The 23,113-nt window shown below is 69.9% G+C and carries 26 protein-coding genes; 12 read left to right on the top strand and 14 right to left on the bottom strand.

The window, feature by feature from the left end:
• The first annotated feature begins 173 nt into the window (after nucleotides 1–173).
• Nucleotides 174–1,667: a PAS domain-containing sensor histidine kinase gene (locus tag ACIBAE_RS00940; protein ID WP_399281979.1), complete on the top strand. Its 1,494-nt coding sequence runs from the start codon at nucleotides 174–176 to the stop codon at nucleotides 1,665–1,667.
• Nucleotides 1,668–1,973: 306 nt separating this feature from the next.
• On the opposite strand, the gene ACIBAE_RS00945 is transcribed toward ACIBAE_RS00940, so the two are convergent.
• Together ACIBAE_RS00945 and ACIBAE_RS00950 are read right to left on the bottom strand one after the other, a co-directional pair.
• Entirely contained in the window at nucleotides 1,974–2,231 is a 258-nt protein-coding gene (locus tag ACIBAE_RS00945; protein WP_004937597.1) for a WhiB family transcriptional regulator, read from the bottom strand.
• 315 nt (nucleotides 2,232–2,546) lie between these two features.
• Nucleotides 2,547–3,515: a diacylglycerol/lipid kinase family protein gene (locus ACIBAE_RS00950; RefSeq protein ID WP_399281604.1), complete on the bottom strand. Its 969-nt coding sequence runs from the start codon at nucleotides 3,513–3,515 to the stop codon at nucleotides 2,547–2,549.
• Nucleotides 3,516–3,641: 126 nt separating this feature from the next.
• On the opposite strand from ACIBAE_RS00950, the gene ACIBAE_RS00955 reads away from it, so the two are divergent.
• Nucleotides 3,642–4,076: a hypothetical protein gene (locus ACIBAE_RS00955; protein ID WP_399281605.1), complete on the top strand. Its 435-nt coding sequence runs from the start codon at nucleotides 3,642–3,644 to the stop codon at nucleotides 4,074–4,076.
• 200 nt (nucleotides 4,077–4,276) lie between these two features.
• Here ACIBAE_RS00955 and ACIBAE_RS00960 read toward each other — a convergent pair whose 3' ends face one another.
• The 3 genes from ACIBAE_RS00960 to ACIBAE_RS00970 form a co-directional block, all read right to left on the bottom strand.
• Nucleotides 4,277–5,263, bottom strand: a complete 987-nt coding sequence (locus ACIBAE_RS00960) for an RNA polymerase sigma factor SigF (RefSeq protein ID WP_399281606.1) — start codon at nucleotides 5,261–5,263, stop codon at nucleotides 4,277–4,279.
• The gene (locus tag ACIBAE_RS00965) at nucleotides 5,260–5,673 is read right to left on the bottom strand and encodes an anti-sigma regulatory factor (protein ID WP_329829332.1); all 414 of its coding nucleotides are present in this window, start codon (nucleotides 5,671–5,673) and stop codon (nucleotides 5,260–5,262) included. The genes ACIBAE_RS00960 and ACIBAE_RS00965 overlap by 4 nt, the downstream gene beginning before the upstream one ends.
• A 242-nt stretch (nucleotides 5,674–5,915) precedes the next feature.
• Complete coding sequence (locus tag ACIBAE_RS00970) at nucleotides 5,916–6,179, bottom strand: UBP-type zinc finger domain-containing protein (RefSeq protein WP_399281607.1); 264 nt, start codon at nucleotides 6,177–6,179, stop codon at nucleotides 5,916–5,918.
• Between the two features lie 35 nt (nucleotides 6,180–6,214).
• Here ACIBAE_RS00970 and ACIBAE_RS00975 point away from each other — a divergent pair, with 35 nt between their 5' ends.
• Entirely contained in the window at nucleotides 6,215–7,825 is a 1,611-nt protein-coding gene (locus ACIBAE_RS00975) for a Na+/H+ antiporter (RefSeq protein ID WP_399281608.1), read from the top strand.
• Here ACIBAE_RS00975 and ACIBAE_RS00980 read toward each other — a convergent pair.
• Entirely contained in the window at nucleotides 7,792–8,736 is a 945-nt protein-coding gene (locus tag ACIBAE_RS00980; protein WP_399281609.1) for a 1-aminocyclopropane-1-carboxylate deaminase/D-cysteine desulfhydrase, read from the bottom strand. The two genes, ACIBAE_RS00975 and ACIBAE_RS00980, sit on opposite strands and share 34 nt — an antisense overlap.
• A 93-nt stretch (nucleotides 8,737–8,829) precedes the next feature.
• Complete coding sequence (locus tag ACIBAE_RS00985; protein ID WP_399281610.1) at nucleotides 8,830–9,420, bottom strand: N-acetylmuramoyl-L-alanine amidase; 591 nt, start codon at nucleotides 9,418–9,420, stop codon at nucleotides 8,830–8,832.
• A gap of 417 nt (nucleotides 9,421–9,837) precedes the next feature.
• On the opposite strand from ACIBAE_RS00985, the gene ACIBAE_RS00990 reads away from it, so the two are divergent.
• The 4 genes from ACIBAE_RS00990 to ACIBAE_RS01005 all read left to right on the top strand — a co-directional run bounded on the left by ACIBAE_RS00990 (nucleotide 9,838) and on the right by ACIBAE_RS01005 (nucleotide 13,587).
• Nucleotides 9,838–11,244, top strand: a complete 1,407-nt coding sequence (locus ACIBAE_RS00990; protein WP_399281611.1) for a family 2B encapsulin nanocompartment shell protein — start codon at nucleotides 9,838–9,840, stop codon at nucleotides 11,242–11,244.
• Nucleotides 11,245–11,356: 112 nt separating this feature from the next.
• The gene (locus tag ACIBAE_RS00995) at nucleotides 11,357–12,397 is read left to right on the top strand and encodes a family 2 encapsulin nanocompartment cargo protein polyprenyl transferase (protein ID WP_399281980.1); all 1,041 of its coding nucleotides are present in this window, start codon (nucleotides 11,357–11,359) and stop codon (nucleotides 12,395–12,397) included.
• Nucleotides 12,398–12,486: 89 nt separating this feature from the next.
• Nucleotides 12,487–13,095 carry a GNAT family N-acetyltransferase gene (locus ACIBAE_RS01000; RefSeq protein ID WP_399281612.1) on the top strand — a complete coding sequence of 203 codons (609 nt, stop codon included), beginning with the start codon at nucleotides 12,487–12,489 and terminating at the stop codon, nucleotides 13,093–13,095.
• A gap of 48 nt (nucleotides 13,096–13,143) precedes the next feature.
• Entirely contained in the window at nucleotides 13,144–13,587 is a 444-nt protein-coding gene (locus ACIBAE_RS01005; RefSeq protein WP_399281613.1) for a DUF6304 family protein, read from the top strand.
• A gap of 88 nt (nucleotides 13,588–13,675) precedes the next feature.
• On the opposite strand, the gene ACIBAE_RS01010 is transcribed toward ACIBAE_RS01005, so the two are convergent.
• Together ACIBAE_RS01010 and snpA are read right to left on the bottom strand one after the other, a co-directional pair.
• On the bottom strand, nucleotides 13,676–14,332 hold the full coding sequence (locus tag ACIBAE_RS01010) for a hypothetical protein (RefSeq protein WP_399281614.1): 657 nt from the start codon (nucleotides 14,330–14,332) through the stop codon (nucleotides 13,676–13,678).
• A gap of 111 nt (nucleotides 14,333–14,443) precedes the next feature.
• Entirely contained in the window at nucleotides 14,444–15,133 is a 690-nt protein-coding gene (gene snpA, locus ACIBAE_RS01015; protein WP_399281616.1) for a snapalysin, read from the bottom strand.
• Nucleotides 15,134–15,322: 189 nt separating this feature from the next.
• Here snpA and ACIBAE_RS01020 point away from each other — a divergent pair, with 189 nt between their 5' ends.
• From ACIBAE_RS01020 to ACIBAE_RS01030, 3 genes are all read left to right on the top strand, one after another.
• The gene (locus ACIBAE_RS01020; RefSeq protein ID WP_399281617.1) at nucleotides 15,323–16,297 is read left to right on the top strand and encodes a LysR family transcriptional regulator; all 975 of its coding nucleotides are present in this window, start codon (nucleotides 15,323–15,325) and stop codon (nucleotides 16,295–16,297) included.
• A 74-nt stretch (nucleotides 16,298–16,371) separates the two neighbouring features.
• Nucleotides 16,372–16,707 carry a hypothetical protein gene (locus ACIBAE_RS01025; RefSeq protein WP_399281618.1) on the top strand — a complete coding sequence of 112 codons (336 nt, stop codon included), beginning with the start codon at nucleotides 16,372–16,374 and terminating at the stop codon, nucleotides 16,705–16,707.
• Nucleotides 16,708–16,873: 166 nt separating this feature from the next.
• Nucleotides 16,874–17,227: a hypothetical protein gene (locus ACIBAE_RS01030; protein ID WP_399281619.1), complete on the top strand. Its 354-nt coding sequence runs from the start codon at nucleotides 16,874–16,876 to the stop codon at nucleotides 17,225–17,227.
• A gap of 388 nt (nucleotides 17,228–17,615) precedes the next feature.
• On the opposite strand, the gene sodN is transcribed toward ACIBAE_RS01030, so the two are convergent.
• On the bottom strand, nucleotides 17,616–18,011 hold the full coding sequence (gene sodN, locus ACIBAE_RS01035) for a superoxide dismutase, Ni (RefSeq protein WP_399281620.1): 396 nt from the start codon (nucleotides 18,009–18,011) through the stop codon (nucleotides 17,616–17,618).
• Nucleotides 18,012–18,161: 150 nt separating this feature from the next.
• Between sodN and sodX the strand changes: the two genes are divergently transcribed.
• A complete protein-coding gene (gene sodX, locus ACIBAE_RS01040) occupies nucleotides 18,162–18,578 on the top strand; it encodes a nickel-type superoxide dismutase maturation protease (protein ID WP_399281621.1) in 417 nt (138 codons plus the stop codon).
• Here sodX and ACIBAE_RS01045 read toward each other — a convergent pair.
• Entirely contained in the window at nucleotides 18,482–19,111 is a 630-nt protein-coding gene (locus ACIBAE_RS01045) for a CGNR zinc finger domain-containing protein (protein WP_399281622.1), read from the bottom strand. The two genes, sodX and ACIBAE_RS01045, sit on opposite strands and share 97 nt — an antisense overlap.
• An 89-nt stretch (nucleotides 19,112–19,200) precedes the next feature.
• Here ACIBAE_RS01045 and ACIBAE_RS01050 point away from each other — a divergent pair, with 89 nt between their 5' ends.
• Nucleotides 19,201–19,962, top strand: coding sequence for a class I SAM-dependent methyltransferase (locus ACIBAE_RS01050; RefSeq protein ID WP_399281623.1), 762 nt, complete (start codon nucleotides 19,201–19,203; stop codon nucleotides 19,960–19,962).
• A 153-nt stretch (nucleotides 19,963–20,115) separates the two neighbouring features.
• On the opposite strand, the gene ACIBAE_RS01055 is transcribed toward ACIBAE_RS01050, so the two are convergent.
• The 3 genes from ACIBAE_RS01055 to ACIBAE_RS01065 are packed head-to-tail and all read right to left on the bottom strand — an operon-like array spanning nucleotide 20,116 to nucleotide 22,804.
• Entirely contained in the window at nucleotides 20,116–20,889 is a 774-nt protein-coding gene (locus tag ACIBAE_RS01055; protein ID WP_399281624.1) for an amino acid ABC transporter ATP-binding protein, read from the bottom strand.
• Entirely contained in the window at nucleotides 20,886–21,824 is a 939-nt protein-coding gene (locus ACIBAE_RS01060; RefSeq protein ID WP_399281625.1) for an amino acid ABC transporter permease, read from the bottom strand. The genes ACIBAE_RS01055 and ACIBAE_RS01060 overlap by 4 nt, the downstream gene beginning before the upstream one ends.
• 29 nt (nucleotides 21,825–21,853) lie before the next feature.
• Nucleotides 21,854–22,804 (bottom strand): ABC transporter substrate-binding protein, encoded by a 951-nt coding sequence (locus ACIBAE_RS01065; protein ID WP_399281626.1) that lies wholly within the window; start codon nucleotides 22,802–22,804, stop codon nucleotides 21,854–21,856.
• Nucleotides 22,805–23,113 lie beyond the last annotated feature (309 nt).

Below are 23,113 nucleotides of genomic sequence, written 5' to 3' on the forward strand. Positions count from 1 at the left end.
CGGCCGTGGGAGAGGCAGCGACGCGGTCAGGGCAGAGAGCGCCGGATGCCTCGGTCCCCCCTCCTGTGCGGGGAGGGAGGAGGTCTACCTCACCATTGTGGACTAGACCATTCTGTGCTGTCCATCCGTACGCGGATGCTATCTCCGCGGGTACGCTCCCCTGTGTGCCCTCCATGAACGACCTCGTCCGCCAGCACACAGCCCTCGGTGAATCCGACCTCGAGTGGCTCCATCTGCTGGTCTCGGAGTGGCAGCTGCTCTCCGACCTGTCCTTCGCCGACCTCGTCCTCTGGGTCCCCACCCGGGACGGCACGCGCTACGTGTCCGTCGCCCAGATGCGCCCCAACACCGGACCCACGTCCTATCAGGACGACATGGTCGGCCATCTCGTTCCGCGTGGACGGCGCCCTCTGCTCGACGCCGCGCTCGACGAGGGGCGGATCGTCCGGGAAGGTGACCCCGAATGGCGCGAGGAGGTGCCGGTACGGGTCGAGTCCATTCCCGTACGCCGCGAAGGCCGCGTCCTCGGCGTCATCGCGCGCAATACGAACCTGCTCACCGTCCGTACCCCCAGCAGGCTGGAGCTGACCTATCTCCAGTCCGCCTCCGACCTCGCCCAGATGATCGCCGCCGGTTCCTTCCCGTTCCCCGGCCAGCAGGTCGACATGGACGCCTCGCCGCGCGCCGGTGACGGACTGATCCGGCTCGACGCCGACGGTGTCGTCCAGTACGCGAGCCCCAACGCCTTGTCCGCCTACCACCGGCTCGGCCTCGCCTCCGACCTGGTGGGCCAGCACCTCGGCAGGACGACCGACGAACTGGCGCCCGCCCGGGGCCCGGTCGACGAGGCCATGGTCAAGCTCGCCAGCGGCTACGCGCCCCGGGAGGCCGAGGTCGAAGGCAGCGGCGGGGTGATTCAACTGCGCGCCATTCCGCTCAAACCGAAGGGCACGCGTATCGGCTCTCTGGTACTGCTCCGTGACGTTACGGAACTACGGCGCCGTGAACGCGAGTTGATAACCAAGGACGCCACCATCCGGGAAATCCACCACCGGGTGAAGAACAATCTGCAAACAGTAGCCGCGCTCCTCCGGCTCCAGTCGCGGCGTATGGATTCTCAAGCGGGCAGGGACGCGCTCAACGAGGCGGTACGGCGCGTCGGTTCCATCGCGATCGTGCATGAGACGTTGTCACAGAATCTGGACGAGCGCGTCGAATTCGACGAGATCGCCGACCGGGTACTGGCGATGGTCTCGGAGATCTCACCGGGCAAAGTCGTCTCCCGCCGCACGGGCCGGTTCGGCATTCTGGACGCCGAAGTGGCCACTCCGCTCGCCATGGTGCTCACCGAAATCCTGCAGAACGCGCTGGAGCACGCCTTCGCACCGGGGGAGCAGGGCCAGGTCGAGGTCTCCGTGGTCCGCAGCGGCGACTCGCCGGCCGGCAGGCGTGACGGATCGCGCTCGGATGCCCGGCTGCTGATCACCATCCAGGACGACGGGCGCGGGCTGCCCGAGGGATTCGACCCGCAGCGGGCGGGGAATCTGGGGCTGCAGATCGTGCGGACCCTGGTGGAGGGCGAGTTGGGCGGTGCCTTCGACATGGTGCGGGCGCCGGTGCGCGGCACCCAGGTGGTGCTGGACATCCCGGTGCTGTCCCAGAAGTAGCCGTACGACGTAGCCGTACGCCCCCGGTGTGCGGCATCCCGCGCAGGTCCCGGCCCCTTTCACGGGGGCCCGGCCTTCGCGGCCGGGGTGCTCTCCGGCCCTTCGACGGCCGCACACCCCGTTCGCACTCCCCATCCGTACTCCCCGTCCGCACAGCAGCGAGCCCCGAACCGTGATGACGGTTCGGGGCTCGGCTCGAAGCTCACTTTGCGATGCGCATCGGGGGTACTGCGCGCTGCGTTTCGGGGGCGGGACCATGCGTACTCGCTGTACGCTCCGCCGGCCTCAGGCTTCTTAGGGGGTGCTTCAGGCGGTCGCGTTACGCGCCCGGTTGCGAGCGGCACGACGCTTCATTGCGCGGCGCTCGTCCTCGCTGAGGCCACCCCAGACACCCGAATCCTGACCGGACTCGAGCGCCCACTGCAGGCACTGCTCCATGACGGGGCAGCGACGGCAGACGGCCTTGGCTTCCTCGATCTGCAGCAGCGCAGGACCGGTGTTGCCGATGGGGAAGAAGAGCTCGGGGTCTTCCTCGCGGCAAACGGCGTTGTGACGCCAGTCCATGGCTGCTACCTCTCTTGGTATTACATACAGATTGCTTGTGAATGTGAACGCTTTCACGAATCCCTCGACAAGGGAAGGGCCGACCGCCAGACGGACTGGTGGGTCCCAGGTTTGAGGAGGGGTTCTGGTTCTCAGGGAGGCCGATGCTGCGGGCCGTCCCGATCGCCATGTAGAGATTCGCAAACCTCGGCGGCGGATACAACCCCTTCCGGAAAGTTTTTTTTGATTCCTCGGTGTCGACTAGGTCACAGCCGTACTTCCATGGGGTGGATGCCAGCCTAAACGTTCGAGTGAAAGGACTTTGAGCCCTTCCGCTCACACAATCACACGCAGTGCACGGCGTACGCCTGTGAACGTCACGCTCGTACGCAGTCCCAGGTGGTCGCCGTCCATCTGGAAGGGGAGGGGTGCCTTGGAATGCAAGGTGAAGTCCGTCAGGTCGTGGAGAGACACCGCGTGACGACCATGGGGGCCCCGGTCGGGGGTCGAAGTGAGCAATTGCGTCGCGTATCGGGCAACGGCGGTGGTCGACAAGCTGCTCAGTCCCAGGACGTCCAGGGCCGTGTCGAAAGAGGCCCCCGGGGACGCGTACAACGGACGATTGCCCAGGTAGCTCCAGGGCGCGGTGTTACAGACTATGGACAGGACGAGATCCTCCACCGGATCCTCACCCGGCCGGTCGAGTGTGATCATCCCGCTCCGGCGGTGGGGCTCCTCCAGGAACTGACGCACCACCTGACGCACATACAGAGCGTGCGTCGACCGCTTGCCCCGCTCTCGCTGCTGTTCGACCCGGCCCACCACTCCCGCGTCGAAACCGAAGCCGGCGCAGAAGGTGAACCAGCGGGACGGAACGGACTCGTCGTCCGTGCCGGGAGTCCCGGCCGCCAGTCCCAGACCGACCGTACGTTCGCTCCGCTGGGCCAGCGCGTGCAGAATCGCGCCGGTCGCCTCCACCGCGTCGTTGGGCAGCCCGAGTGCGCGGGCGAAGACGTTGGTCGAGCCGCCGGGGACGACCGCGAGGCGCGGCAGCCGGTCCGGATCGGGCCCCCTGTGCAGCAGACCGTTCACGACCTCATTGACGGTGCCGTCGCCGCCGAGCGCGACGACCAGCTCTATCTCCTCGGAGTCCGCGGCCCGCCGGCCCAGGTCACGGGCATGCCCCCGGTACTCCGTCGTCACCACTTCCAGCTTCATCTCGCTGGCGAGCGCGTGGATGAGCACATCGCGGGTGCGGGCACTGGTGGTGGTTGCTGCCGGGTTGACCACGAGGAGTGCGCGCATGCCCAGCAGATTACCGGCCGGGGGCGGGCGGGTCGCGCCCGGGACGCGGCAGGCTACCGGGCGGTACACGCCGTGGCGGAGGGTAGCCGCGAAGGGTGGCCATGGGGCGGCGGCTACCCTGCAGGGGTGAGCAGCAGTGAGCAGAACGACCACGCACCGACCACGCGCCCCACGCGCCTGACCGTCGCCGCCGGCGCCTGCGGCCTCGAAGCCCTGGCGCTGATCGCGGGCGGTGTGTACCTGCTGGTGATGGGGCTGCTGGGTCGGCCCGACAGCCCGCAGCAGGCGGAGACGGGCGGCCTCACCCTGATCGCGCTCGGCCTGATCCCGCTGCTCGCCGCCCGAGGTCTGCTGCTGCGTCGCAGCTGGAGCCGGGGGCCCGCGCTGATCACCCAGATCATGGCGCTGCCGGTCGCGTACACGCTGCTGACCGCCGGCACGGGCGGGCTGGTCCCGGTCGGTATCGCGCTCGCGGCGGTCGCCGTGACGGCCCTGGTCCTGCTGGTCAACCCGACGACCACCGAAGCCCTGGGCATCCGCGGCCCGGCGCGCGACGCCTGAACGCTCACTAGGTCACCAGGTCCCTAGGTCACCAGGTCCCTAGGCAGGTCCTCAGGCCAGCCACTCAGCCGCTCAAGCGCCCGGCCGTTCCGGTCCGAGGCCCGGCAGGGGGCGATACCGGCTTGGCGCGACGCCGGCCGGGGGCGGGTGCCGGCCGGGGGCGGGCGCCGGGCCGGCCGTACGCCCCCTCCACGCCCGTTCTACTCCTCGATCAGCAGCCGCTCGCGCAACTGCGCCAGCGTGCGGGCCAGCAGACGGGAGACGTGCATCTGGGAGATGCCGACCTCCTGCGCGATCTGCGACTGGGTCATGTTGCCGAAGAAGCGCAGCAGCAGGATGCGCTTCTCCCGGGGCGGCAGATCCTCCAGCAGCGGCTTGAGGGACTCCCGGTACTCGACGCCCTCCAGCGCCTCGTCCTCCGAGCCCAGGGTGTCCGCGACCGCCGGCGACTCGTCGTCCGTGTCGGGGACGTCCAGCGACAGCGTGGAGTACGCGTTGGCGGACTCCAGGCCCTCCAGGACCTCCTCCTCCGAGATGCCGAGACGTTCCGCCAGCTCGTGCACCGTCGGTGAGCGGCCGTGCTGCTGGGACAGCTCGGCCGTGGCCGTCGTCAGGGCGAGACGCAGCTCCTGGAGCCGGCGCGGCACCCGGACCGCCCAGCCCTTGTCCCGGAAATGCCGCTTGATCTCCCCGACGACGGTCGGCGTCGCGTACGTCGAGAACTCGACACCGCGCTCCGGGTCGAACCGGTCCACCGACTTGATCAGGCCGATCGTCGCGACCTGTGTCAGATCGTCCAGCGGCTCACCCCGGTTGCGGAACCGCCTCGCCAGATGCTCGACCAGCGGAAGGTGCATCCGCACCAGCCGGTTGCGCAGGTCCGCCCGCTCGGGTGAACCGTCGGGCAGTTCGCGCAATTCGATGAAGAGCGCCCGCGCCCCGCTGCGGTCATGTGGATCGTGGTGCTGCTGCTCGCTCATAAAGGCCGCCCGCTCTGCCTGCGCCTGTTCCACCGCGGCCGTCTGGCCGTCAAGTTGGCCGTCGAGTCCGTCCACCGGGTGGGGACGGGCCTGCTGCTCCGGGATGCCCGCCGGGGCGGGCACCTGCTCCACCGGAGCTTCGTGCCCTCCCCGCGGGCCCCCTGGGATGCGCCCCTCGTCACGCACCGGACCGTCCCCGTTCCTCACGCCGGCCCGGGTCCCGCGCCGCGCTGTTTGTAGAGGCTGATGGTGACCGTACGGTCCTCCGCGACCGTCGATTCGACCTTGCCCGCCAGTGCCGACAGCACCGTCCAGGCGAAGGTGTCTCGTTCGGGCGCGCGTCCATCGGTGGTGGGGGCCGAGACGGTCACTTCGAGCGAGTCCTCGACAAGGCGGAAAACGCAGCTGAGAACGGAGCCGGGTACGGCCTGCTGGAGCAGGATCGCGCAGGCTTCGTCCACCGCGATGCGGAGGTCCTCGATCTCGTCGAGGGTGAAGTCCAAGCGCGCCGCGAGGCCGGCCGTGGCCGTACGCAGCACGGACAGATAGGCACCCGCAGCGGGCAGCCGGACTTCCACGAAGTCCTGGGTCCCGGGCTCGCCTGCGATCTGGGACACCCTCACCTCCAAGGTGGCACAAGGTCTTCAGGACTCCGGGACGGGGAACGCCCCGGAGCCTCGCGGTACGTGTTGGTACGTAGCCGGTCTGGACTGGCGACGCTATCGCGATCCATGGTGCTCTGTCGCCGGGCCCCCGCCCTCCGCCTGTCACTCATGGTAAGCATATGAGAACAGATTGTGGCTAGGGGTCATCGGCGCCCAATTGCGAAGAACCGGCGGAGGGTTGACGTACCCAGGCGTCAGACGATCGAACCGTCCACGTAGCACCAGCGCCAGGTCTCCCCGGGCTCGAAGCTCCGCATCACCGGGTGACCCGTGTCCCGGAAGTGCCGCGTGCCGTGCTGGAAGGGTGAGGAGTCGCAGCATCCGACATGCCCGCAGACCAGGCAGAGCCGCAGCTGGACCGGGGAGTGGGCACCTACCGTGAGGCACTCGGCGCATGTGTCGCTCCTCGGCTCGGGCTCGGGGCGCGGCAGTCCTTCCACATGTCTGCACTCGCTCATGATGGCCAGGTTACGACTCATCTGAGGACGGTGGGATGGACGTATTGCAGCTGGTCGCGCTGGTGGCGGGCAGCGCGGCCATCGCGGGGGCGGCACGCCGGACACCGGTCGCCGCGCCGCTGCTGCTGGTGGCCGCCGGGCTGATCGCCGCGTATGTCCCCGGGGTGCCCGGCTACACCCTCGATCCGCATATCGTGCTGCCGCTGCTGCTGCCTCCGCTGCTGTACACGGCCGCGGTGGACAGCTCGTACCTCGACCTGCGGGCGAACATCAGACCGATCGCGCTGCTCTCGGTCGGCTACGTGCTCTTCGCGACCGTCGTCGTCGGTTTCCTCGCGCATCTGATGGTGCCCGGCCTGCCGCTGACCGCGGCCCTCGTGCTGGGGGCGGTCGTCGCCCCGCCCGACGCGGTGGCGGCTTCGGCCATCGCCCGCAGACTGGGCCTGCCGAGCCGGATCACCACCATCCTCCAGGGCGAGTCACTCGTGAACGACGCGACCGCGATCACCGCGTTCAAGGTCGCGCTGTCCGCCGCCGTCGGTGAGGGAGCCAGCTGGGGCGGCGGTCTGGCGGAATTCGCACTGGCCTCGGTCGGCGGTGTCGGAATCGGACTGGTGCTGATGGTGCCCCTGCACTGGCTGCGTACCTATCTGACCGAAGCGCTGCTCCAGAACACGCTCTCGCTGCTCATCCCCTTCGCCGCCTACGCGGCGGCCGAGGAGGTCGGCGCGTCGGGCGTGCTGGCCGTGGTGGTCGTCGCCCTCTATCTGGGTCACCACTCCTGGCAGGTGGACTTCGCGACGCGACTCCAGGAGTACGCGGTCTGGAAGATGATCGCGTTCATCCTGGAGTCGGCGGTCTTCGCGCTGATCGGTCTCCAGCTGCCGTTCGTCCTCGCGGGGCTGGGGCAGTACGCCGTCGGGGACGCGGTGCTGTACGCCCTCGGGCTCTTCGTGACGGTCGTCCTGGTCCGCTACCTCTGGGTCTTCCCCGCGACCTTCGTGCCGCGCGTCCTGTTCCCGAAGATCAGACAGCGCGAGCCGGAGACCACCTGGGTCGCGCCGCTGATCGTGGGCTGGGCCGGGATGCGCGGAGTGGTGTCGATGGCGATCGCCTTCTCGATCCCGACGACGGTGCACGGCGGCACGCCGTTCCCCGGGCGGAGCGTCATCCAGTTCCTGACCTTCACGACCGTGATCGGCACACTGGTCGTCCAGGGCCTCACGCTGCCGCCACTGATCCGGCTGCTGAAGGTGCCGGGACGTGACCGGCACACCGAGACGCTGGTCGAGGCCCAGGCACAGAGCCAGGCGTCCGTGGCGGCGGAGCGGCGGCTGGACGAACTGCTGGCCGAGGACCGCAACAGGCTGCCGCTCCCCCTGGCGCAGCGGCTCCGTACGGTCCTGGAGCGGCGCCGGAATTCGGTCTGGGAGCGGCTCGGGACGGTCAACGAGGTGACCGGTGAGTCGGCGGACGCGACCTACCGGCGGTTGTCCCGGGAGATGATCGAGGCGGAGCGCGCGGTCTTCGTGGAGCTGCGGGATCAGCGGAGCATCGACGACGAGATGATGCGGACGCTGCTGCGCCGGCTGGACCTGGAGGAAGCGGCGGGTTACCGGGAGGAGGGCTCGGACGGCTCCGGCTGACCGGTGATCACCGCCGCGACGGTCGTGCCGGACGGAAAGGCGCCCTCCGTCACCAGTGCGGTGAGGCCGTACAGCATTTTGGCCACATACAGCCGCTCGACGGGAAGCCCGTGCCGGTCCTCGAACTCCCGGGCGAAGGCGTCGAGCGTGGCGGAGGTACGGGCGAAGCCGCCGAAGTGGAAGCGGTCGTCGAGGCGCCAGTCGCCCGCGGGGCCGCCGAACGCGGCGCGCTGGAGGTCCCGTATCTCCTGGCCCAGGAAGCCGCCCTTGAGTACGGGGAAGCCCACGGCCCGCTGACCGGCGCCGAGCCCCGCGGCGAGCCCCGCGAGGGTCCCGCCCGTCCCGCAGGCGACGGCGACCACGTCGGCCGCGCCGCGCAGCTCCCGGCCGAGATCCGCGCAGCCCTGCACGGCGAGCGCGTTGCTGCCACCCTCGGGGACGACGTACACGCGGTCGCGCGCCGCCGGTCCCGCCTCTGCGAGCACGGCGCTCACCACCGCGGGCTCCGCCTTGCGGCGATAGGTCGAGCGGTCCACGAAGGCCAGCCGCATCCCGTCGGCCGCGCACCGGGCGAGCGAGGGATTGAGCGGGCGGTCCGCCAGCTCCTCGCCCCGTACGACCCCGATGGTGGCGAAGCCCAGCAGCCGTCCGGCGGCGGCGGTCGCGCGCAGGTGGTTGGAGTACGCGCCGCCGAAGGTCAGCAGGGTGTCCTTCCCGGCGGTGGCGGCGGCCCGCAGGTTCGGTGCGAGTTTGCGCCATTTGTTCCCGGGCAGCTCGGGGTGGATCAGATCGTCCCGCTTCAGCAGCAGTCGCACACCGTGACGGGCGAAGCGTTCGTCCTCGACCGGCCGCAGCGGCGAGGGGAGCCACGGTCGCAGGGCGGCGGGGCCGAGCGCATCTGGGGACGTCACGTCACCATTGTCGGTCCTGGTGGAGGGACCGTGGGCGGGGGCGGCGGGGGTACGGCGGAGGGGACGGCGGAGGGACCGGGGGAGGGGCCCCGCTCATGTCAGCCGGTCCTGGATGCGAGCCCGCAGGGAGGCCATGGTGAACCCGCGCGGATCGACCTTGCCGGGCTGCCACTCCAGATGCCCGATCACCGAAGGGGCACCCCAGCCGTGGTGGCGGCAGAGCGCCGCGGCGGCCTTCTCGATGGCGTCCAGCTGGACGGCGGGCCACGGATCCTTGCCGTCGCCGAGGTTCTCGCACTCGAAGCCGTAGAAATGCGTGTTGCCGTCGGTGTCGGCCTTGGCGTCCGGGGGGAGCGCCTTCTCGGCGATCACGGCCCGCAGGACGTCGCCGTCGCCGAGGCCCGCGTGATTGGCGCGGCCGTAGCCGATCAGATGGACGGTGCCGTCCTTGGCGATGACACCGTGGCAGAGGGGGCCCGGCAGGCCCGCGTAGCCGTCCCGGCAGATGCTGACGGTGGCGTCGGTGCCCTGGGTGACGGTGTGATGGATCATCACGCCGTTGACCGGGCCCCAGGAGCCCTGCTGATCGCGGTTGTGGGTGCGCCAGTCGCCGACCTCGACGACCGTCAGACCCTCGTTCCGCAGCGCGTCGAGGAAACTGTTCGCGGACATGGGTGAGGCCATGGCCGGCTCCTTCCGGTGGGGGGTGTCCGGGTGGACCGGCCGGACCGGGTGGACCGAAGCAGACCGGGTAATCGGAATGCCCCGTACCGCTTGTACCCCGGGGCGCGGGCGGTCACCAGCCGTTCGTACGGCGAGCGAGCCGATCCGGACAGTGGGGACCGTCGTGACAGCGGTGACAGCGGTGACAGCGGTGACAGCGGTGAGTGTGGCGACAGCGGCGACAGTGGCGACAGCGGTGCCGACTGAGCCCAAGGTGCCTGCCCGGCCGGGGCATCGGGTGGGCTGGGAGGGTGAACTTCCGCGTGTCCTGCCCCGTTCCGCGCGATGTAGTCCCACTCATTTGTGTAATGGCGCACCCACACGCTGTGCTGGAAGTCTCTCTGTTGCAGGTCAGCTCATGATCGAGAGGGAGACTTCATGTCGGTTGGTGACGAGGTCCGCGCAGTTCAGCCCCCACCCCAGCAGAGTCTGGGTACGGCCGCTGCCCGGAACCTGGCGACCACCACCAAGTCCGCACCGCAGATGCAGGAAATCACCTCGCGGTGGTTGCTGCGCATGCTGCCGTGGGTTCAGGTGCAGGGTGGCACCTACCGGGTGAACCGTCGGCTCAGTTACGCCGTCGGTGACGGTCGTGTGACCTTCGTGCAGACCGGTGACCGGGTGGCGGTCATCCCCGCCGAGCTCGGCGAGCTGCCGGCGCTGCGCGAGTACGACGACCAGGAGGCGCTCGCGGAGCTGGCACGCCGCTGCGACCAGCGGGAGTTCGCGGCCGGTCAGGTTCTGGCCACCTCCGGCGACACGGCTGACCAGGTCTTCCTGCTCGCCCACGGCCGGGTGGAGAAGCTGGGCGCGGGGCCCTACGGGGCCGAGACGGTGCTCGAAGTCCTCGCCGACGGCGCGTACTTCGGCGATCAGGCGCTGGTGGACGGGGAGGCCACCTGGGCATACACGGCCCGCGCGGCGACGGCGTGCACGGTGCTGGTGCTGACACGCCAGGACGTGCTCAACCTCGCGGAGCGCGCGGAATCGCTGCGGAGCCATCTGGACGCGCTGGCATCCGTGCCGCACCAGCGGACCAACAAGTACGGCGAAGCCGAGATCGAGCTCTCCGCCGGCCATGTCGGCGAGGCCGTCGTGCCGCACACCTTCGTGGACTACGACGGCGCGCCGCGCGAGTACGAACTGAGCGTCGCGCAGACCGTGCTGAAGGTCCACAGCAGGGTCGCGGACCTCTACAACCAGCCGATGAACCAGACCGAGCAGCAGTTGCGGCTCACGGTCGAGGCGCTGCGCGAGCGCCAGGAGCACGAGCTGATCAACAACCGTGAATTCGGTCTGCTCAACAACTGCGACTACGGACAGCGGCTGCAGCCGCACGACGGCGCGCCCAGTCCGGACGACATGGACGAGCTGCTGTCCCGCCGCCGTGGCTCGAAGCTCTTCCTGGCGCATCCGCGGGCGATCGCCGCCTTCGGGCGCGAGTGCAACAAGCGCGGGATCTACCCGGACAGCGTCGAGGTCGCGGGCCACCATGTGCCCGCCTGGCGCGGAGTGCCGATCTTCCCGAGCAACAAGATCCCGATCTCGGACGCCAGGACGACCTCGATCATCTGTATGCGTACGGGTGAGGCCGAGCAGGGGGTCATCGGGCTGCAGCAGAGCGGCATCCCGGACGAGATCGAGCCGAGCATGTCGGTCCGCTTCATGGGCATCGACGAGCAGGCGATCATCTCGTACCTGGTCACGGCCTACTACTCGGCGGCCATCCTCGTGCCGGACGCCCTCGGTGTCCTGGAGAACGTCGAAGTGGGCCGCTGGCGCTGAGGCCGCCGATCCCGGGCGGGCCGGCCGTACGAGCCCTACGGCCGGCCCGCCCGGGTCCCGGCACCACGGCACCCCCGGTCCCACGCACGCCGCAGAGGAAGTGACCGTGACCATGACCAGCACGGATGCCGCCACCGAGGGCCACGAGGCCGTCGCCCTCCTGGAGCGCACCCGCACCTACGTCCATCCCGAACTCCGTTCCACCGTGGAGTCGTTGCCGGATTCCATACGCCGGATCGCGATGTACCACTTCGGCTGGGAGCAGGCCGACGGCACTCCGGCCTCGGAGCGGGCCGGCAAGGCGATCAGACCCGCGCTCGTCCTCGCCGCCGCCCGGGCGCTCGGCGGGGACCCGCGGCACGCCGTGCGGGCCGCCGTCTCCGTCGAGCTGGCCCACAACTTCACCCTGCTCCACGACGACGTGATCGACGAGGACCCCACCCGCAGGCATCGTGCCACCGCGTGGACCGTCTTCGGCACACCGGACGCGATCATCGCCGGTGACGCTCTGATGGCCCTCGCCCTGCGGCTCCTGGCCGAGGACCCGCATCCGGCGTCGGCGGCGGCCTCGGCCCGGCTCGCCGCCTGTGTCATCGAGCTGTGCGCCGGGCAGCAGGCGGACTGCGCCTTCGAGCAGCGCGGCCCGCACGACGTCTCGCTGGACGAGTGCGTCGCCATGGCCACGGCCAAGACAGGTGCGCTGCTGGGCACCTCCTGCGCGCTCGGCGCGCTGTACGCGGGCGCGGGGGAGGAAGAGGTCGCCGCGCTGGACGCCTTCGGCCGGGAGGCGGGGCTGGCCTTCCAGCTCATCGACGATCTGATCGGGATCTGGGGAGACCCCGACCGCACGGGCAAACCCGCCGGCGCCGATCTGGCCGCTCACAAGAAGTCCCTGCCGGTGGTCGCCGCCCTGGCCTCCGGCACCCCGGCCGCCGAGGAACTCGCTGAGCTGTACAGCGGACCGATGGACGACGCCGCGATCCGGCGGGCGGCGGTCGCCGTCGAGCGGGCCGGCGGGCGGGACTGGGCACAGCTCCAGGCGGCCGACCGGATGTCCCGGGCGGTTCACCAGCTCTCCCGGGCGGTGCCCGATCTCACGGCGGCAGGCGATCTGCTGGCCCTGGCGGAGTTCGTCACGCGCCGTAGCCGCTGAGAGCCTGCGCTGAGCCGGCGGACCGGCCCAACTCTAAGATCGCAGCGGCATGTTGCCGATGAGGCGATCGAGAAGGAGGGCCGGGACAGATGGGCACAGGGAGCGCGCGGCGGATCAGACAGGCGGGGGAGAGCGACCGGGCCACGCTGGTGCGGTTGCTCGACGCGGCCTTCATGAACGATCCGGTGAGCTGCTGGGTCTTCCCCGAGGAGGCCCATCGCCGCAAGGTGCACAGCTTGTTCCTCGGGGTCTTCGCCGATGTCGCTCTCGCCGAGGGGCGGGTCGACATCATGGAGGACGAGACGGCCATGGCGCTCTGGCTCCAGGTGCCGGCGGGTCTGCCCGAGGAGGAGGACGACACTCCGGCCCTGATGCGGAGGACAGCCGATCCGGAGAACGAACGAGCCGAGATGATCGGCCGGCTGACCGGTGCGGTCCATCCGCATGACCGGGCGCACGAGTATCTGCTGATGATCGCGGTGGACCCGGAGCACCAGGGCCGAGGACTGGGCCGGGCGCTGATCGAACCCGTACTGGAGCGGTGCGACCGCGAGGGGATACCGGCCTACCTGGAGGCCAGCAGCGAGCGCAGCAGCCATCTCTACGAGCGGCTCGGGTTCGCCTTCACGGGAACGGCGGTCGATCTGCCCGACGGGCCGCGGATGTGGCCCATGTGGCGTGAGCCGGCGGCCGGCTGAGGAGACCCACGCGCCGGAGGAAGATCCCGTACCGCTACAGTCCGCGCCATGACAGCGGAGTCGACGGATTCATGGGCGGGTTGGTACCGGGACCGCCTGGGCGCGGAAGCGATCACCCTCACCGCGGGTGGGCAGCAAGTACGCACTCATATCAGGGGAGTTGAGTACGAAGGGGAAGATTTCGCCGTTCTGGAGTCGGTGGACGCGGGCGAAGCTCTGGCGTCCTGCGTCATGGAGTGGGACATCCCGATGCCCGTCAGCTCCGACGGTTCGGTTCAGCAGGCCACGCTCAACTGCCTGCTGACACTCGGTGAGCGGATGTCGGGCGGCGCTGTCGAACGCGCCGAACTGAGCCTGACGCTGCACTGCGGCGGGGCGGCCTACGCCTCGGGCATCGCGGGCGGCGGCTTCGAGGAGGCGCTCGCCCGCATCCGGCGCCAGCTGCCGGCCGACACGGAGCTGGACGGCAGGCGGCTGGTGGGGGTGTCCTGATGTCCTGAGGCGCGCAAGGGTCCTCAGGGACTCCGGCCGACCGGAGTCCGCGCGCGGTCGTGCGGGTCGGGCGACCGGTCGCCCACGGTCACTCCACGCCGGGGTTGTCGTCGTGGAGGACAAAGCCCTCCTCGACGTCGGCCGGGCGGTAGCCCGCCGCGATGAGCCCGTCGAGCAGCGCGTCCAGCCGGGCGCGCGCGGCCGGTCTGCCCACACCCCGGGCACGCTGCGTCACGACGCGCTCCTGGGCGCCGCCGGGCAGCACCCGGCGGGCGTTGCGCGAGACCTGTGCGGCGTGCTGTTCCGCGACGGCGGCCAGCCGCTTCGTGTCGTACGGGATCGGCAGCCACAGCTTGACGCGGTGCTCGAAGTGGCACGGCGCGGGGAGCGTGGTGGCCTCGGCGTCGGTCTCGGGGACACCGTCGTTCCAGGGTGCCGCCGCCACCTTCGTCCGTAAGACCGCGAATCCGGCCGTGGCGAGTCGCTCGGCGCACCGGTCCGCGGCGTGGCGCTGCTCGGCGAGAGTGCCCCTGCCGAGCAGGGTCAGCACCGGCTGGGAAGGGGTGCGGCCACGGTCCAGCACTACCGGGGTGAGCCGCAGACCGTGGGCGGCCGCCCAGGCGGCGAGGGCCGCGACCGCGTGCGGCGGGTCGGCACGTACCGTCAGATGTGTTTCGAACTCGCCCTCGATGGTCCGGCCGGGATCGCGACGGGGCGATGCGCCGAACTCCGTACTGAAGTCCACCGAGCGACGTTACCAAGGGGGACACGGGAAGGGGCGCCCCCCGGTGCTGACGGGGACGCCCCTGTCGCGCCGCCGGCCGCGTGCCGACCGGGCGCGTGCCGTGCCGTGCGGTCAGGACACCTTGGCGAGCGCGGCGGCGAGGCCGTTCGCCCACAGGGCGTTGACCTGGGCGACCTCCTGCGCGTTCGGCTGGGTGTTCTGGCAGGACGTACCGGGACCGCCGCCCGACATCAGCTGGGAGCACGGGCCGTCGTACGTGTCGGGGAGACCGAGCACGTGTCCCGTCTCGTGCGCGGTGACGCGGGTGGAGTTGTACTGCTGGTTCTGGGCGTAGTCCAGGAAGACGTAGCCCTGGCCGTGCCCATTGGTGCTGGCGTACGAACCGGCCGGGTCGTTGCCCTCGTAGTAGGCGAAGTCGGCGTTGCCGCCCGACTGCAGCTTCACGTTGGAGACAGAGCCGTTCCAGATGGAGGCGCTGCTGGCTATCTGGCTGCTGAAACTGGGGGCCTGGGACGCGTCGTAGACCACGGTGACGGCCTGGGCGCCGGGGTTCGCGGCGCGCTTCTCGGCGACCGACTTGAGGACGGCCTCGAAGAACGCCTTGTTGCCGGCGGCGTCTTCCGACGAACCGGCGTACGCGGCGAAGGCGGCGTGCGAGGAGAGGGCGGCGTGCGAGGAGAGAGCGGCGGCGCTGGTGGGGGCAGCGGCGCTCGCGGCGGCGGTGGGCGCGACGCTGAACGCGGTCGCAAAGGCCAGGCCGATTCCGCAGATCGCGGAAATCACCGTCTTGGGGTGTCTCATGTGGGGGGCTCCTACTCGTCCGGTGAACGGGTTCGGTACCGGAGAGTCTCGGGGAGATCGCCCCCGCGCGGATGATGTCAAAGACCGATAGCACCAGCGCATCACCTGGCCGTTTTTCTTCGGAAGCCAGTCAATTACTGCGATTCGGGTGCCTGGTGCGGCTCGGGATGCCCCTCTACTCTCGAGTACATGGAGCTGGAGGTGAGACATCTGCGGGCCCTGTGCGCCATCGCCGACGCCGGCAGTCTGCACAAAGCGGCCCGGCAACTGGGAATGAGCCAGCCGTCGCTGACGACCCAACTGCGGCGTATCGAGAACACCCTCGGCGCGGAGCTTTTCTCCCGCGAACGCACCGGCTGCCGGCCGACCCCGCTGGGCCGCACCGTACTGAACCGGGCCAGACCGCTCGTCTCCCAGATGGCCGCGCTCGTCGCCGACGCGCGCTCGGCGGCCGACCGGTCCGACGGGCCCCGGCTGCGGATCGGTTCCACCGCGAGCCGCGCGCTCGCCGGTTGGCTGCGCCGCCTCAGACACCGGCTGCCCGGCACCGACATCTCACTCCATATGGACGTCTCCGCCAGCGCCCTGCTGCGGGCGGTCGCCGCCGGACAGCTCGATGTCGCCTTCGTCCACGAGGTGGAGGGCTGCCCGCTGACCGTCCCCGACGGGCTGGACAGGCGCGTCCTGGTCGACCGGGAACCGCGGTTCATCTCGATGGCCCGCGACCATCCCGCCGCCGCCAGTCCCGTCGTGGCACTCGCCGACCTCGCCGGGGACCGCTGGATGGTCGACCCGACGGTGGACGGCGAATGGGACGGACTGCGCCGCGTCCTGGACGAGGCCGGGCTCAACCCGCCGGTCGTCGAGGGGGATTACCTGACGGCGGCCTCACTGATCGCGGTCGGCGAAGCGGTCGCCCCCTGCCAGCCCACCTCGGGACCGCGCGACGACATGGTGATCCGCCCGCTGCGCGACGATCCGCTGGCCGTACGGCTCCTGTTGTTCTCGCGACCGGACACACCGGAGGACGACGAGGGGTTCCGGGGCGCGGAGGTCTACGCGGACCTGGAGGCGGCCTACCGTGAGGCGGCCCTGCGAGCTGTCGGCTACCGCCAGTGGCTCGCCCGCCACAAGAGCCCCCTCCTGCGCAGACCCGCCGCCTGAGCCATCTCTCGCTGTCGCGATGTCAGTGGCCTTTGAGATGCTGCCCGGAGGCGAGACGACAGTAGGAGGAGAGGGTGGGAGCAGCCGGTGAGGTCTGGCGCGTCATAACGGGCCGGCGAGGGGGCACGGTCGGTGACATCGTCATCGAGGAGGCTGATGCCCCCTGGCATCGAGGCCGCTTCATACCTGGCCCCGGATTCGCCTCGGTGAAGCCGCTGTTCGAGCGTGAGCTGACGCTGCTCGGCCGTATCGACGAGGAGCCGGAGGCCTGGGAGGCAGCGTACGACCAGGTCGCGCGGGCGGTGTCCCTGGTGGCACCCCGGGGCCCGGTGGCGGATTTCCTGCTGCACATCGACGGCGACCGGGCCTGGTTCCGCTGGAGCGACACGCCCCTCACCGATGAAGCCTGAGGCGGCAACTGCCTTAGAGCCCTCACCCGAGAAGCTCCCGGGTCCCCGCGCGTACGGCGGCCCAGTCCGTCCTGGGGTGCGGTCATGGCGGGCCGCGGGCGGGACGCCCCGTGCCCCCTCTTACGCCGCCCACAGCGGCCACTTCCCGAATCCGGAGAGCACCCCTATGACTCACCGCCACGCGACGACGACCCTGTGGCGCCCGACCGGCCCCGTGGAGCTGGATCTGGTCCGGAGACTGGAGTGGCGTGCCTGGCCTCCCCGGCTGCCCGAGCAGCCGATCTTCTATCCGGTCCTCAACGAGGAGTACGCGATCAGGATCGCGAGGGACTGGAACGTGAAGCACGACGGAGCCGGCTACGTCACGCGCTTCGAGGTCGAGTCCGACTTCGTGGCCCGCTGTCCCGTTCAGCAGGCCGGCGGGCGGACCATCCTCGAACTCTGGGTTCCCGCCGAAGAGCTCGACGATTTCAACGCTCACATCGTCGGCAGGATCGAGGTCGTTCACGAGTTCCGCTGAGCGGCCCGACGGAGGGACCGGGCCGCCAGTGCCCGTCGCCCGGAGGTGACGGGGTGCCAACGGTCGGTGTCCGCTGTGGCCGGATGCCCCGGGGAAGAGACGGCTCCAGGAGCAGGCCCGGCCGGTCGCCGCGAGCCGGTAGGCCGGGCTCACCGCGCGCCGTAGCTCCACCGGGGTGCGGCCGTCTCCCGTCCACGCCTTGTCGCATCGCGCCATCCCATCACCGGGCGCGCTGATTCTCCATCGGCTTTTCACCCGGTCCGGCGGCGGCGAAAAGAAGACCGCACCCGGGCCGTCAGGAACGCCGGTGTCCGGCGGTCCGCGGACCGGGTGCGGGCGGGTGGGCGGTGCGACTCGCGGTGAGCGGGTCAGGCTGCCCCGGCCGTGATCAAGCCTTCTTGGTCTCCCAGAAGATCTTGTCGATCTGGGCGATGTAGTCCAGCGCCTTCTGGCCCGTGGCCGGGTCCTTCGAGGCCTTCGCGGCCGACAGGGCCTTGAGGGCGTCGTTCACCAGCTGGTGCAGCTCCGGGTACTTCTCGAAGTGCGGGGGCTTGAAGTAGTCGCTCCAGAGCACCGAGACGTGGTGCTTGGCGAGCTCGGCGCGCTGCTCCTTGATGACCGTCGCGCGCGCCTGGAAGTGTGCGTCGTCGTTTGCCTGCATCTTTTCCTGGACGGCCTTGACCGACTCGGCCTCGATGCGGGCCTGGGCGGGGTCGTAGACACCGCAGGGGAGGTCGCAGTGGGCGCTGACCTTCACCTTGGGGGCAAACAGGCGGGAAAGCATGGAGCTGTCCTTCCTCGTGATCGTCTTCTCAGGTGGGACATTACTCCGTGAGAAGCCTGATTTCGCGAGTGCCCCCTGGGGCTTAGGACAAAAGTCCGGGGTGGATATCGGTCGGGCGGCGGAACGTACCGTGTGATCGGGAGGTGCCGGATGACGGAGCACGGGCTGGATCCAAGAGTGCCGTTGGGGATCGCTGAGGTGATGGGGCCGTCCATGTACCCGACGCTCAAGCACGGCGACCAACTCCTGGTGCACTACGGCGCACCGGTGAGGGCCGGGGATGTGGCGGTCCTGAAGCACCCGCTGCAGCAGGACCTGCTCATCGTGAAGCGGCTGATGGAGCGGCGCGACGGCGGGTGGTGGGTGCTCGGGGACAATCCCGGGGCCGAGGGGGACAGCCGGGTGTTCGGCGCGGTGCCCGAGGAGCTGCTGCTGGGGCGGGTGAGGGCGAGGTATCGGCCGCTGGGTGGTCAGCGGTCGGCGCTCGCGCTGGCCTCCTGGCTGGTGTCGGCGGTGCGTCCGGTGTCGGCGGGGGGCTCGGTCTCGCGGCGTTTCCGGGCCCGGTAGGCGGCGACGTTGGCCCGGGTCGCACAGCGGTCCGAGCAGTAGCGGCGCGAGCGGTTGGTCGAGGTGTCGAGATAGGCGTTGCGGCACGGCGCCGCCTGGCACAGGCCGAGCCGGTCGACGCCGTACTCCGTCAGGTGGAACGCGAGCCCCATCGCGGCGGTCGCGGCGTACCCCGCCGTCGCGTTGGAGGGGTGATCCGCGAGGTGCATGTGCCAGCGCGGGTGGCCCTCGTCGTCGAGGAAGTCGTGCCCGGAGACCTGGGGACTGACCGGGAATTCCAGCAGCAGCGAATTGAGCAGATCCACCGCCCGGGTGGCCTCGCCCGCGTCGGCGGCGGTGAAGACCGCGCGCAGCCGGGTCCGTACCGACCGGAAGCGGGTGACGTCCGCGTCGGTGGCGCGGCGGGCGGCCTGGGAGCTCGCGTCGAAGAGGGCGCGGACGGCCTCGACCGAGGTCAGGGTGTCCGTACCGCGGGCCGGTTCCTCGGTGTTGACCAGGCGTACGGCGGAGTCCGAGTAAGAGGCCAGTTCCACTTGTAGTCCTTACGGCGGTGGTCTAGGGTCGGGGGCGCGGTGAGGTAATGGACGATCGTCCTTTGAGGGTATTACACAGGAGAGGGCATATGACGGAGACGGCGACCGGGACCGACTGGCACGGCTGGCAGGAGAGCTGGGACCGGCAGCAGGAGTGGTACCTGCCCGACCGCGAGGAGCGCTTCCGCGTCATGCTCGACATGGTGGAGGCCACGGTCGGCCCCGAGCCCAGGGTGCTGGACCTGGCCTGCGGTACGGGAAGCATCACGGACCGGCTGCTGCGCAGGCTCCCCGGCGCCACCAGCACCGGCGTGGATCTCGACCCCGCGCTGCTCGCCATCGCCCGCGGCTACTTCGCCGGGGACGACCGCGTCAGCTTCGTGACGGCCGATCTGAAGGACCCGGGCTGGACGGAGCTGCTGCCGTACGACGCGTACGACGCCGTCCTCACCGCGACCGCGCTCCACTGGCTGCACAGCGAGCCACTGACCGCGCTGTACGGGCGGCTCGCCGGCCTGGTCCGGGACGGGGGCGTCTTCATGAACGCCGACCGGATGAAGGACGCGACTACTCCCCGGATCAACGAGGCCGAGCGTGCCCACCGGCATGCCGCCATGGACCGCGCCAAGGAGGCCGGCGCCCTCGACTGGGCGCGGTGGTGGGATCTCGCGGCCCAGGACCCGGTCCTCGCCGGACCGACAGCCGAGCGCTTCCGGATCTACGGTGAGCACGCCGACGGCGATACGCCGTCCGTGGAATGGCACGCGCGGACGCTGCGTGAAGCCGGGTTCGGCGAAGCGCGCGCGGTCTGGTCCTCGCCCGCCGACTCCCTCATCCTCGCGCTGAAGTAGCTGAAGTAGCCGGAGCGGTTGGAGCAGCCGGAGCGGCCGACGCACGCGCAGCGGCCGGACCGGGCGCCCCGCATGGCGTAACCGTCGCAACGAATCCCCCTCGCGCATACGGAAGGGGCGGTACGGACAGGTCCGTACCGCCCCTTCCCTCTCTTACAGCACCTTCGACAGGAACGACTTCGTGCGGTCGTGCCGCGGGTTCGTCAGTACGTCACGCGGGTGGCCCGACTCGACCACCACACCGTCGTCCATGAAGACCAGCGCGTCGCCGACCTCCCGCGCGAAGCCCATCTCGTGCGTGACGACGATCATCGTCATGCCGTCCTCCGCGAGGTCGCGCATGACGTCGAGGACATCACCCACCAGCTCCGGGTCGAGCGCCGACGTCGGCTCGTCGAAGAGCATCAGCTTCGGCTCCATCGCCAGCGCACGGGCTATCGCCACCCGCTGCTGCTGGCCGCCGGAGAGCTGGGACGGGTAGCTGCGGGCCTTCTCGGCCAGGCCCACCCGGTCCAGCAGCCGCTCGGCGCGGGCGCGGGCCACGGCCTTCGCCTCGCCGCGCACCTGGACCGGTGCCTCCATGACGTTCTCGATCGCCGTCATGTGCGGGAAGAGGTTGAAGCGCTGGAAGACCATGCCGATGTCCCGGCGCTTCGTGGCGACCTCGCTGTCCTTCAGCTCGTACAGCTTGTCGCCCTTCTGGCGGTAGCCGACCAGCTCCCCGTCGACCGACAGCCGTCCGGCGGAGACCTTCTCCAGGTGGTTGATGCACCGCAGGAAGGTCGACTTGCCGGAGCCGGACGGGCCGATCAGACAGAAGACCTCACGCGGTGCGACCTCCAGGTCGATGCCCTTGAGGATGTGGGCGGCGCCGAAGGACTTGTGGACGTTCTCGGCCTTCACCATCGGGGTCGTGGCCGGGCTCATGCCGTACCTCCCTGGGGGCCCCGGAGGGACAGGATGTTGGTCTTGATGCGCTGGAACGGCGTCGCCGGCAGGCTGCGGCTGGATCCCCGCGCGTAGTACCGCTCCAGATAGAACTGGCCGACGCTGAAGACGGTGGTCAGTATCAGGTACCAGGCGGCCGCGAGGAACAGCATCTCCGCCGCCGCCCCCGAGGTCTGCCCGATGTCCTGGGACACCCGCAGCAGTTCGGTGTACTGGACCGCCGAGACGAGCGAGGTCGTCTTCAGCATGTTGATGACCTCGTTGCCCGTGGGCGGCACGATCACCCGCATGGCCTGCGGAATCACGACCCGGCGCAGCGTCTTGGCGTGGCTCATGCCCAGCGCGTGCGACGCCTCGGTCTGGCCCTCGTCGACCGAGAGCAGACCGGCCCGGCAGATCTCCGCCATGTACGCGGCCTCGTTGAGGCCGAGACCCAGCAGCGCCGTCAGGAACGGCGTCATGAAGGACGACCAGTAGTCCTTGTAGATCGGCCCGAGATTGATGTACTCGAAGACCAGACCCAGGTTGAACCAGACGAGGAGCTGTACGTAGACCGGGGTGCCCCGGAAGAACCAGATGTAGAACCACGAGATGGCCGAGGTCACCGGGTTCTTCGACAGGCGCATCACCGCGAGCAGCACGCCCAGGACCACGCCCATGAGCATGGCCAGGACGGTGAGCAGCAAGGTCTTGCCGACGCCGGAGATGATCCGGCTGTCGAAGAAGAAGTCGGGGATCGCACCCCAGTTCACCCGTCCCTGCGCGAAGGCGTAGACGAGCGAGACGAGCAGGCCGATGGCGACCACAGCCGTCACGTACCGTCCGTAGTGCCGGACCGGAATGGCCTTGATGGCCTCCGGTGCGACGGACGGCGGCGTGCCGGCGGGGTCCACCTTTTCGATGTCAACAGTCATAGGTGCCGCCTCTCAACGCCGCTATCCGGTCAGGAGCCGCCGTTGATCGTGGCCTCGGTGACCGCACCGGCCTCGGCGCCCCACTTGGCGAGGACCTTGCCGTACTCGCCATTCTCGATGATGGCGGTCATGGCCGCCTGGAGCGCCTTGGCGAGCTCGCTGCCCTTGGAGACGGCGATCCCGTACGGCGCCGCCTCGACGGTCTCGCCGACGAGCTGGAAGTCCTTGCCGCCGCCCGAGGTCTTCACCGCGTACGCCGCGATCGGCGAGTCGGAGGAACCGGCGTCGGCGCCACCGCTGCGCAGCCGGACCTGGGCCTGCTGGTCGTTGTCGAAGGACTCGATGGCGAGCTTCTTGCCGGCGGGACACTTCGCCGCCTGGGACTTGGCGAGGTCCTCGGAGACGGTGCCGCGCTGCACGACGACCTTCTTGCCGCAGAGGTCGTCCCAGCTCTTGATGCCCTTGTCGTCGCCCTGCTTGGTGTAGATCGACACGCCGGCGGTGTAGTAGTCGACGAAGTCGACGCCCTCGCCGACCTTCTTGCCGTCCTCCACGCCGTCCTGGCGGTCCTTGGTGTCCGTCATCGCGGACATCGCCATGTCGTAGCGCTTGGCGCGCAGGCCGGTGACCAGGGTGTCGAAGGTGCCGTTCTCGAATTCGAACTTCACCCCGAGCTGCTTGCCGAGCGCGTCGGCGATGTCCGGGTCGATGCCGACCGTCGCGCCGGAGCTGTCCTTGAACTCCACGGGCGCGTACGCGATGTCGGAACCGACCTTGATGACGCCCTTGTCCTGGATCTCCTTGGGCAGCTGGTCGAAGAGAGGCGCCTTGGTGGCGCCGGCGGCGGCCGGCTCCTTCGTGCCGCTCTTCGTCTGGTCACCGCAGGCGGTCAGCAGCAGGGCGCCGGCGACCGCGATCGCGCCGGCCGCGGCGATCCGGGACTTCGCGGCGGTCGTACGGCGGGTGGTGCGTGCGGTCATGATCAGGGTCCTCCGACGGTCGGGAGATGCCAGGCAGTCGGGGCACACATCTTTGAGTGTCGCGACCTTGTGTGATTACGGCATCTTGCCATTTGGACTAGCCCATTCAGGGGACCGGGCATGTCAAAATCGGGTAACGGGAAATCCCCTAGTCCTCACATGCTGGTCTCTCCGGACCGGACCATCTGCTGGAACACTTCCTTCCAGCCGGAGGATCTTCGGTCCGCGTCGTCCGACGAACGTGATTCATGCCGCGTACCCGATGTGTCGGAAAATTTCGGCTATGAGTCATGTCACCGCAGTCATATG

The sequence above is a fragment of the Streptomyces sp. NPDC051569 genome (genome assembly GCF_044454085.1).
In the GTDB taxonomy this organism is placed as follows: Bacteria; Actinomycetota; Actinomycetes; order Streptomycetales; family Streptomycetaceae; genus Streptomyces.

Coding starts and splice junctions, on each gene's coding strand:
- ACIBAE_RS01030 (WP_399281619.1), top strand. CDS start 16,874: ATGACTCACCGCCACGCGACGACGACCCTGTGGCGCCCGACCGGCCCC.
- snpA (WP_399281616.1), bottom strand. CDS start 15,133: ATGAGACACCCCAAGACGGTGATTTCCGCGATCTGCGGAATCGGCCTG.
- ACIBAE_RS00985 (WP_399281610.1), bottom strand. CDS start 9,420: ATGGCCTCACCCATGTCCGCGAACAGTTTCCTCGACGCGCTGCGGAAC.
- ACIBAE_RS00950 (WP_399281604.1), bottom strand. CDS start 3,515: ATGCGCGCACTCCTCGTGGTCAACCCGGCAGCAACCACCACCAGTGCC.
- ACIBAE_RS00990 (WP_399281611.1), top strand. CDS start 9,838: ATGTCGGTTGGTGACGAGGTCCGCGCAGTTCAGCCCCCACCCCAGCAG.
- ACIBAE_RS00970 (WP_399281607.1), bottom strand. CDS start 6,179: ATGAGCGAGTGCAGACATGTGGAAGGACTGCCGCGCCCCGAGCCCGAG.
- ACIBAE_RS01000 (WP_399281612.1), top strand. CDS start 12,487: ATGGGCACAGGGAGCGCGCGGCGGATCAGACAGGCGGGGGAGAGCGAC.
- ACIBAE_RS00975 (WP_399281608.1), top strand. CDS start 6,215: ATGGACGTATTGCAGCTGGTCGCGCTGGTGGCGGGCAGCGCGGCCATC.
- ACIBAE_RS01065 (WP_399281626.1), bottom strand. CDS start 22,804: ATGACCGCACGCACCACCCGCCGTACGACCGCCGCGAAGTCCCGGATC.
- ACIBAE_RS01055 (WP_399281624.1), bottom strand. CDS start 20,889: ATGAGCCCGGCCACGACCCCGATGGTGAAGGCCGAGAACGTCCACAAG.
- ACIBAE_RS01060 (WP_399281625.1), bottom strand. CDS start 21,824: ATGACTGTTGACATCGAAAAGGTGGACCCCGCCGGCACGCCGCCGTCC.
- ACIBAE_RS01020 (WP_399281617.1), top strand. CDS start 15,323: ATGGAGCTGGAGGTGAGACATCTGCGGGCCCTGTGCGCCATCGCCGAC.
- ACIBAE_RS00940 (WP_399281979.1), top strand. CDS start 174: ATGAACGACCTCGTCCGCCAGCACACAGCCCTCGGTGAATCCGACCTC.
- ACIBAE_RS00945 (WP_004937597.1), bottom strand. CDS start 2,231: ATGGACTGGCGTCACAACGCCGTTTGCCGCGAGGAAGACCCCGAGCTC.
- sodN (WP_399281620.1), bottom strand. CDS start 18,011: ATGCTTTCCCGCCTGTTTGCCCCCAAGGTGAAGGTCAGCGCCCACTGC.
- sodX (WP_399281621.1), top strand. CDS start 18,162: ATGACGGAGCACGGGCTGGATCCAAGAGTGCCGTTGGGGATCGCTGAG.
- ACIBAE_RS01005 (WP_399281613.1), top strand. CDS start 13,144: ATGACAGCGGAGTCGACGGATTCATGGGCGGGTTGGTACCGGGACCGC.
- ACIBAE_RS01050 (WP_399281623.1), top strand. CDS start 19,201: ATGACGGAGACGGCGACCGGGACCGACTGGCACGGCTGGCAGGAGAGC.
- ACIBAE_RS00995 (WP_399281980.1), top strand. CDS start 11,357: ATGACCAGCACGGATGCCGCCACCGAGGGCCACGAGGCCGTCGCCCTC.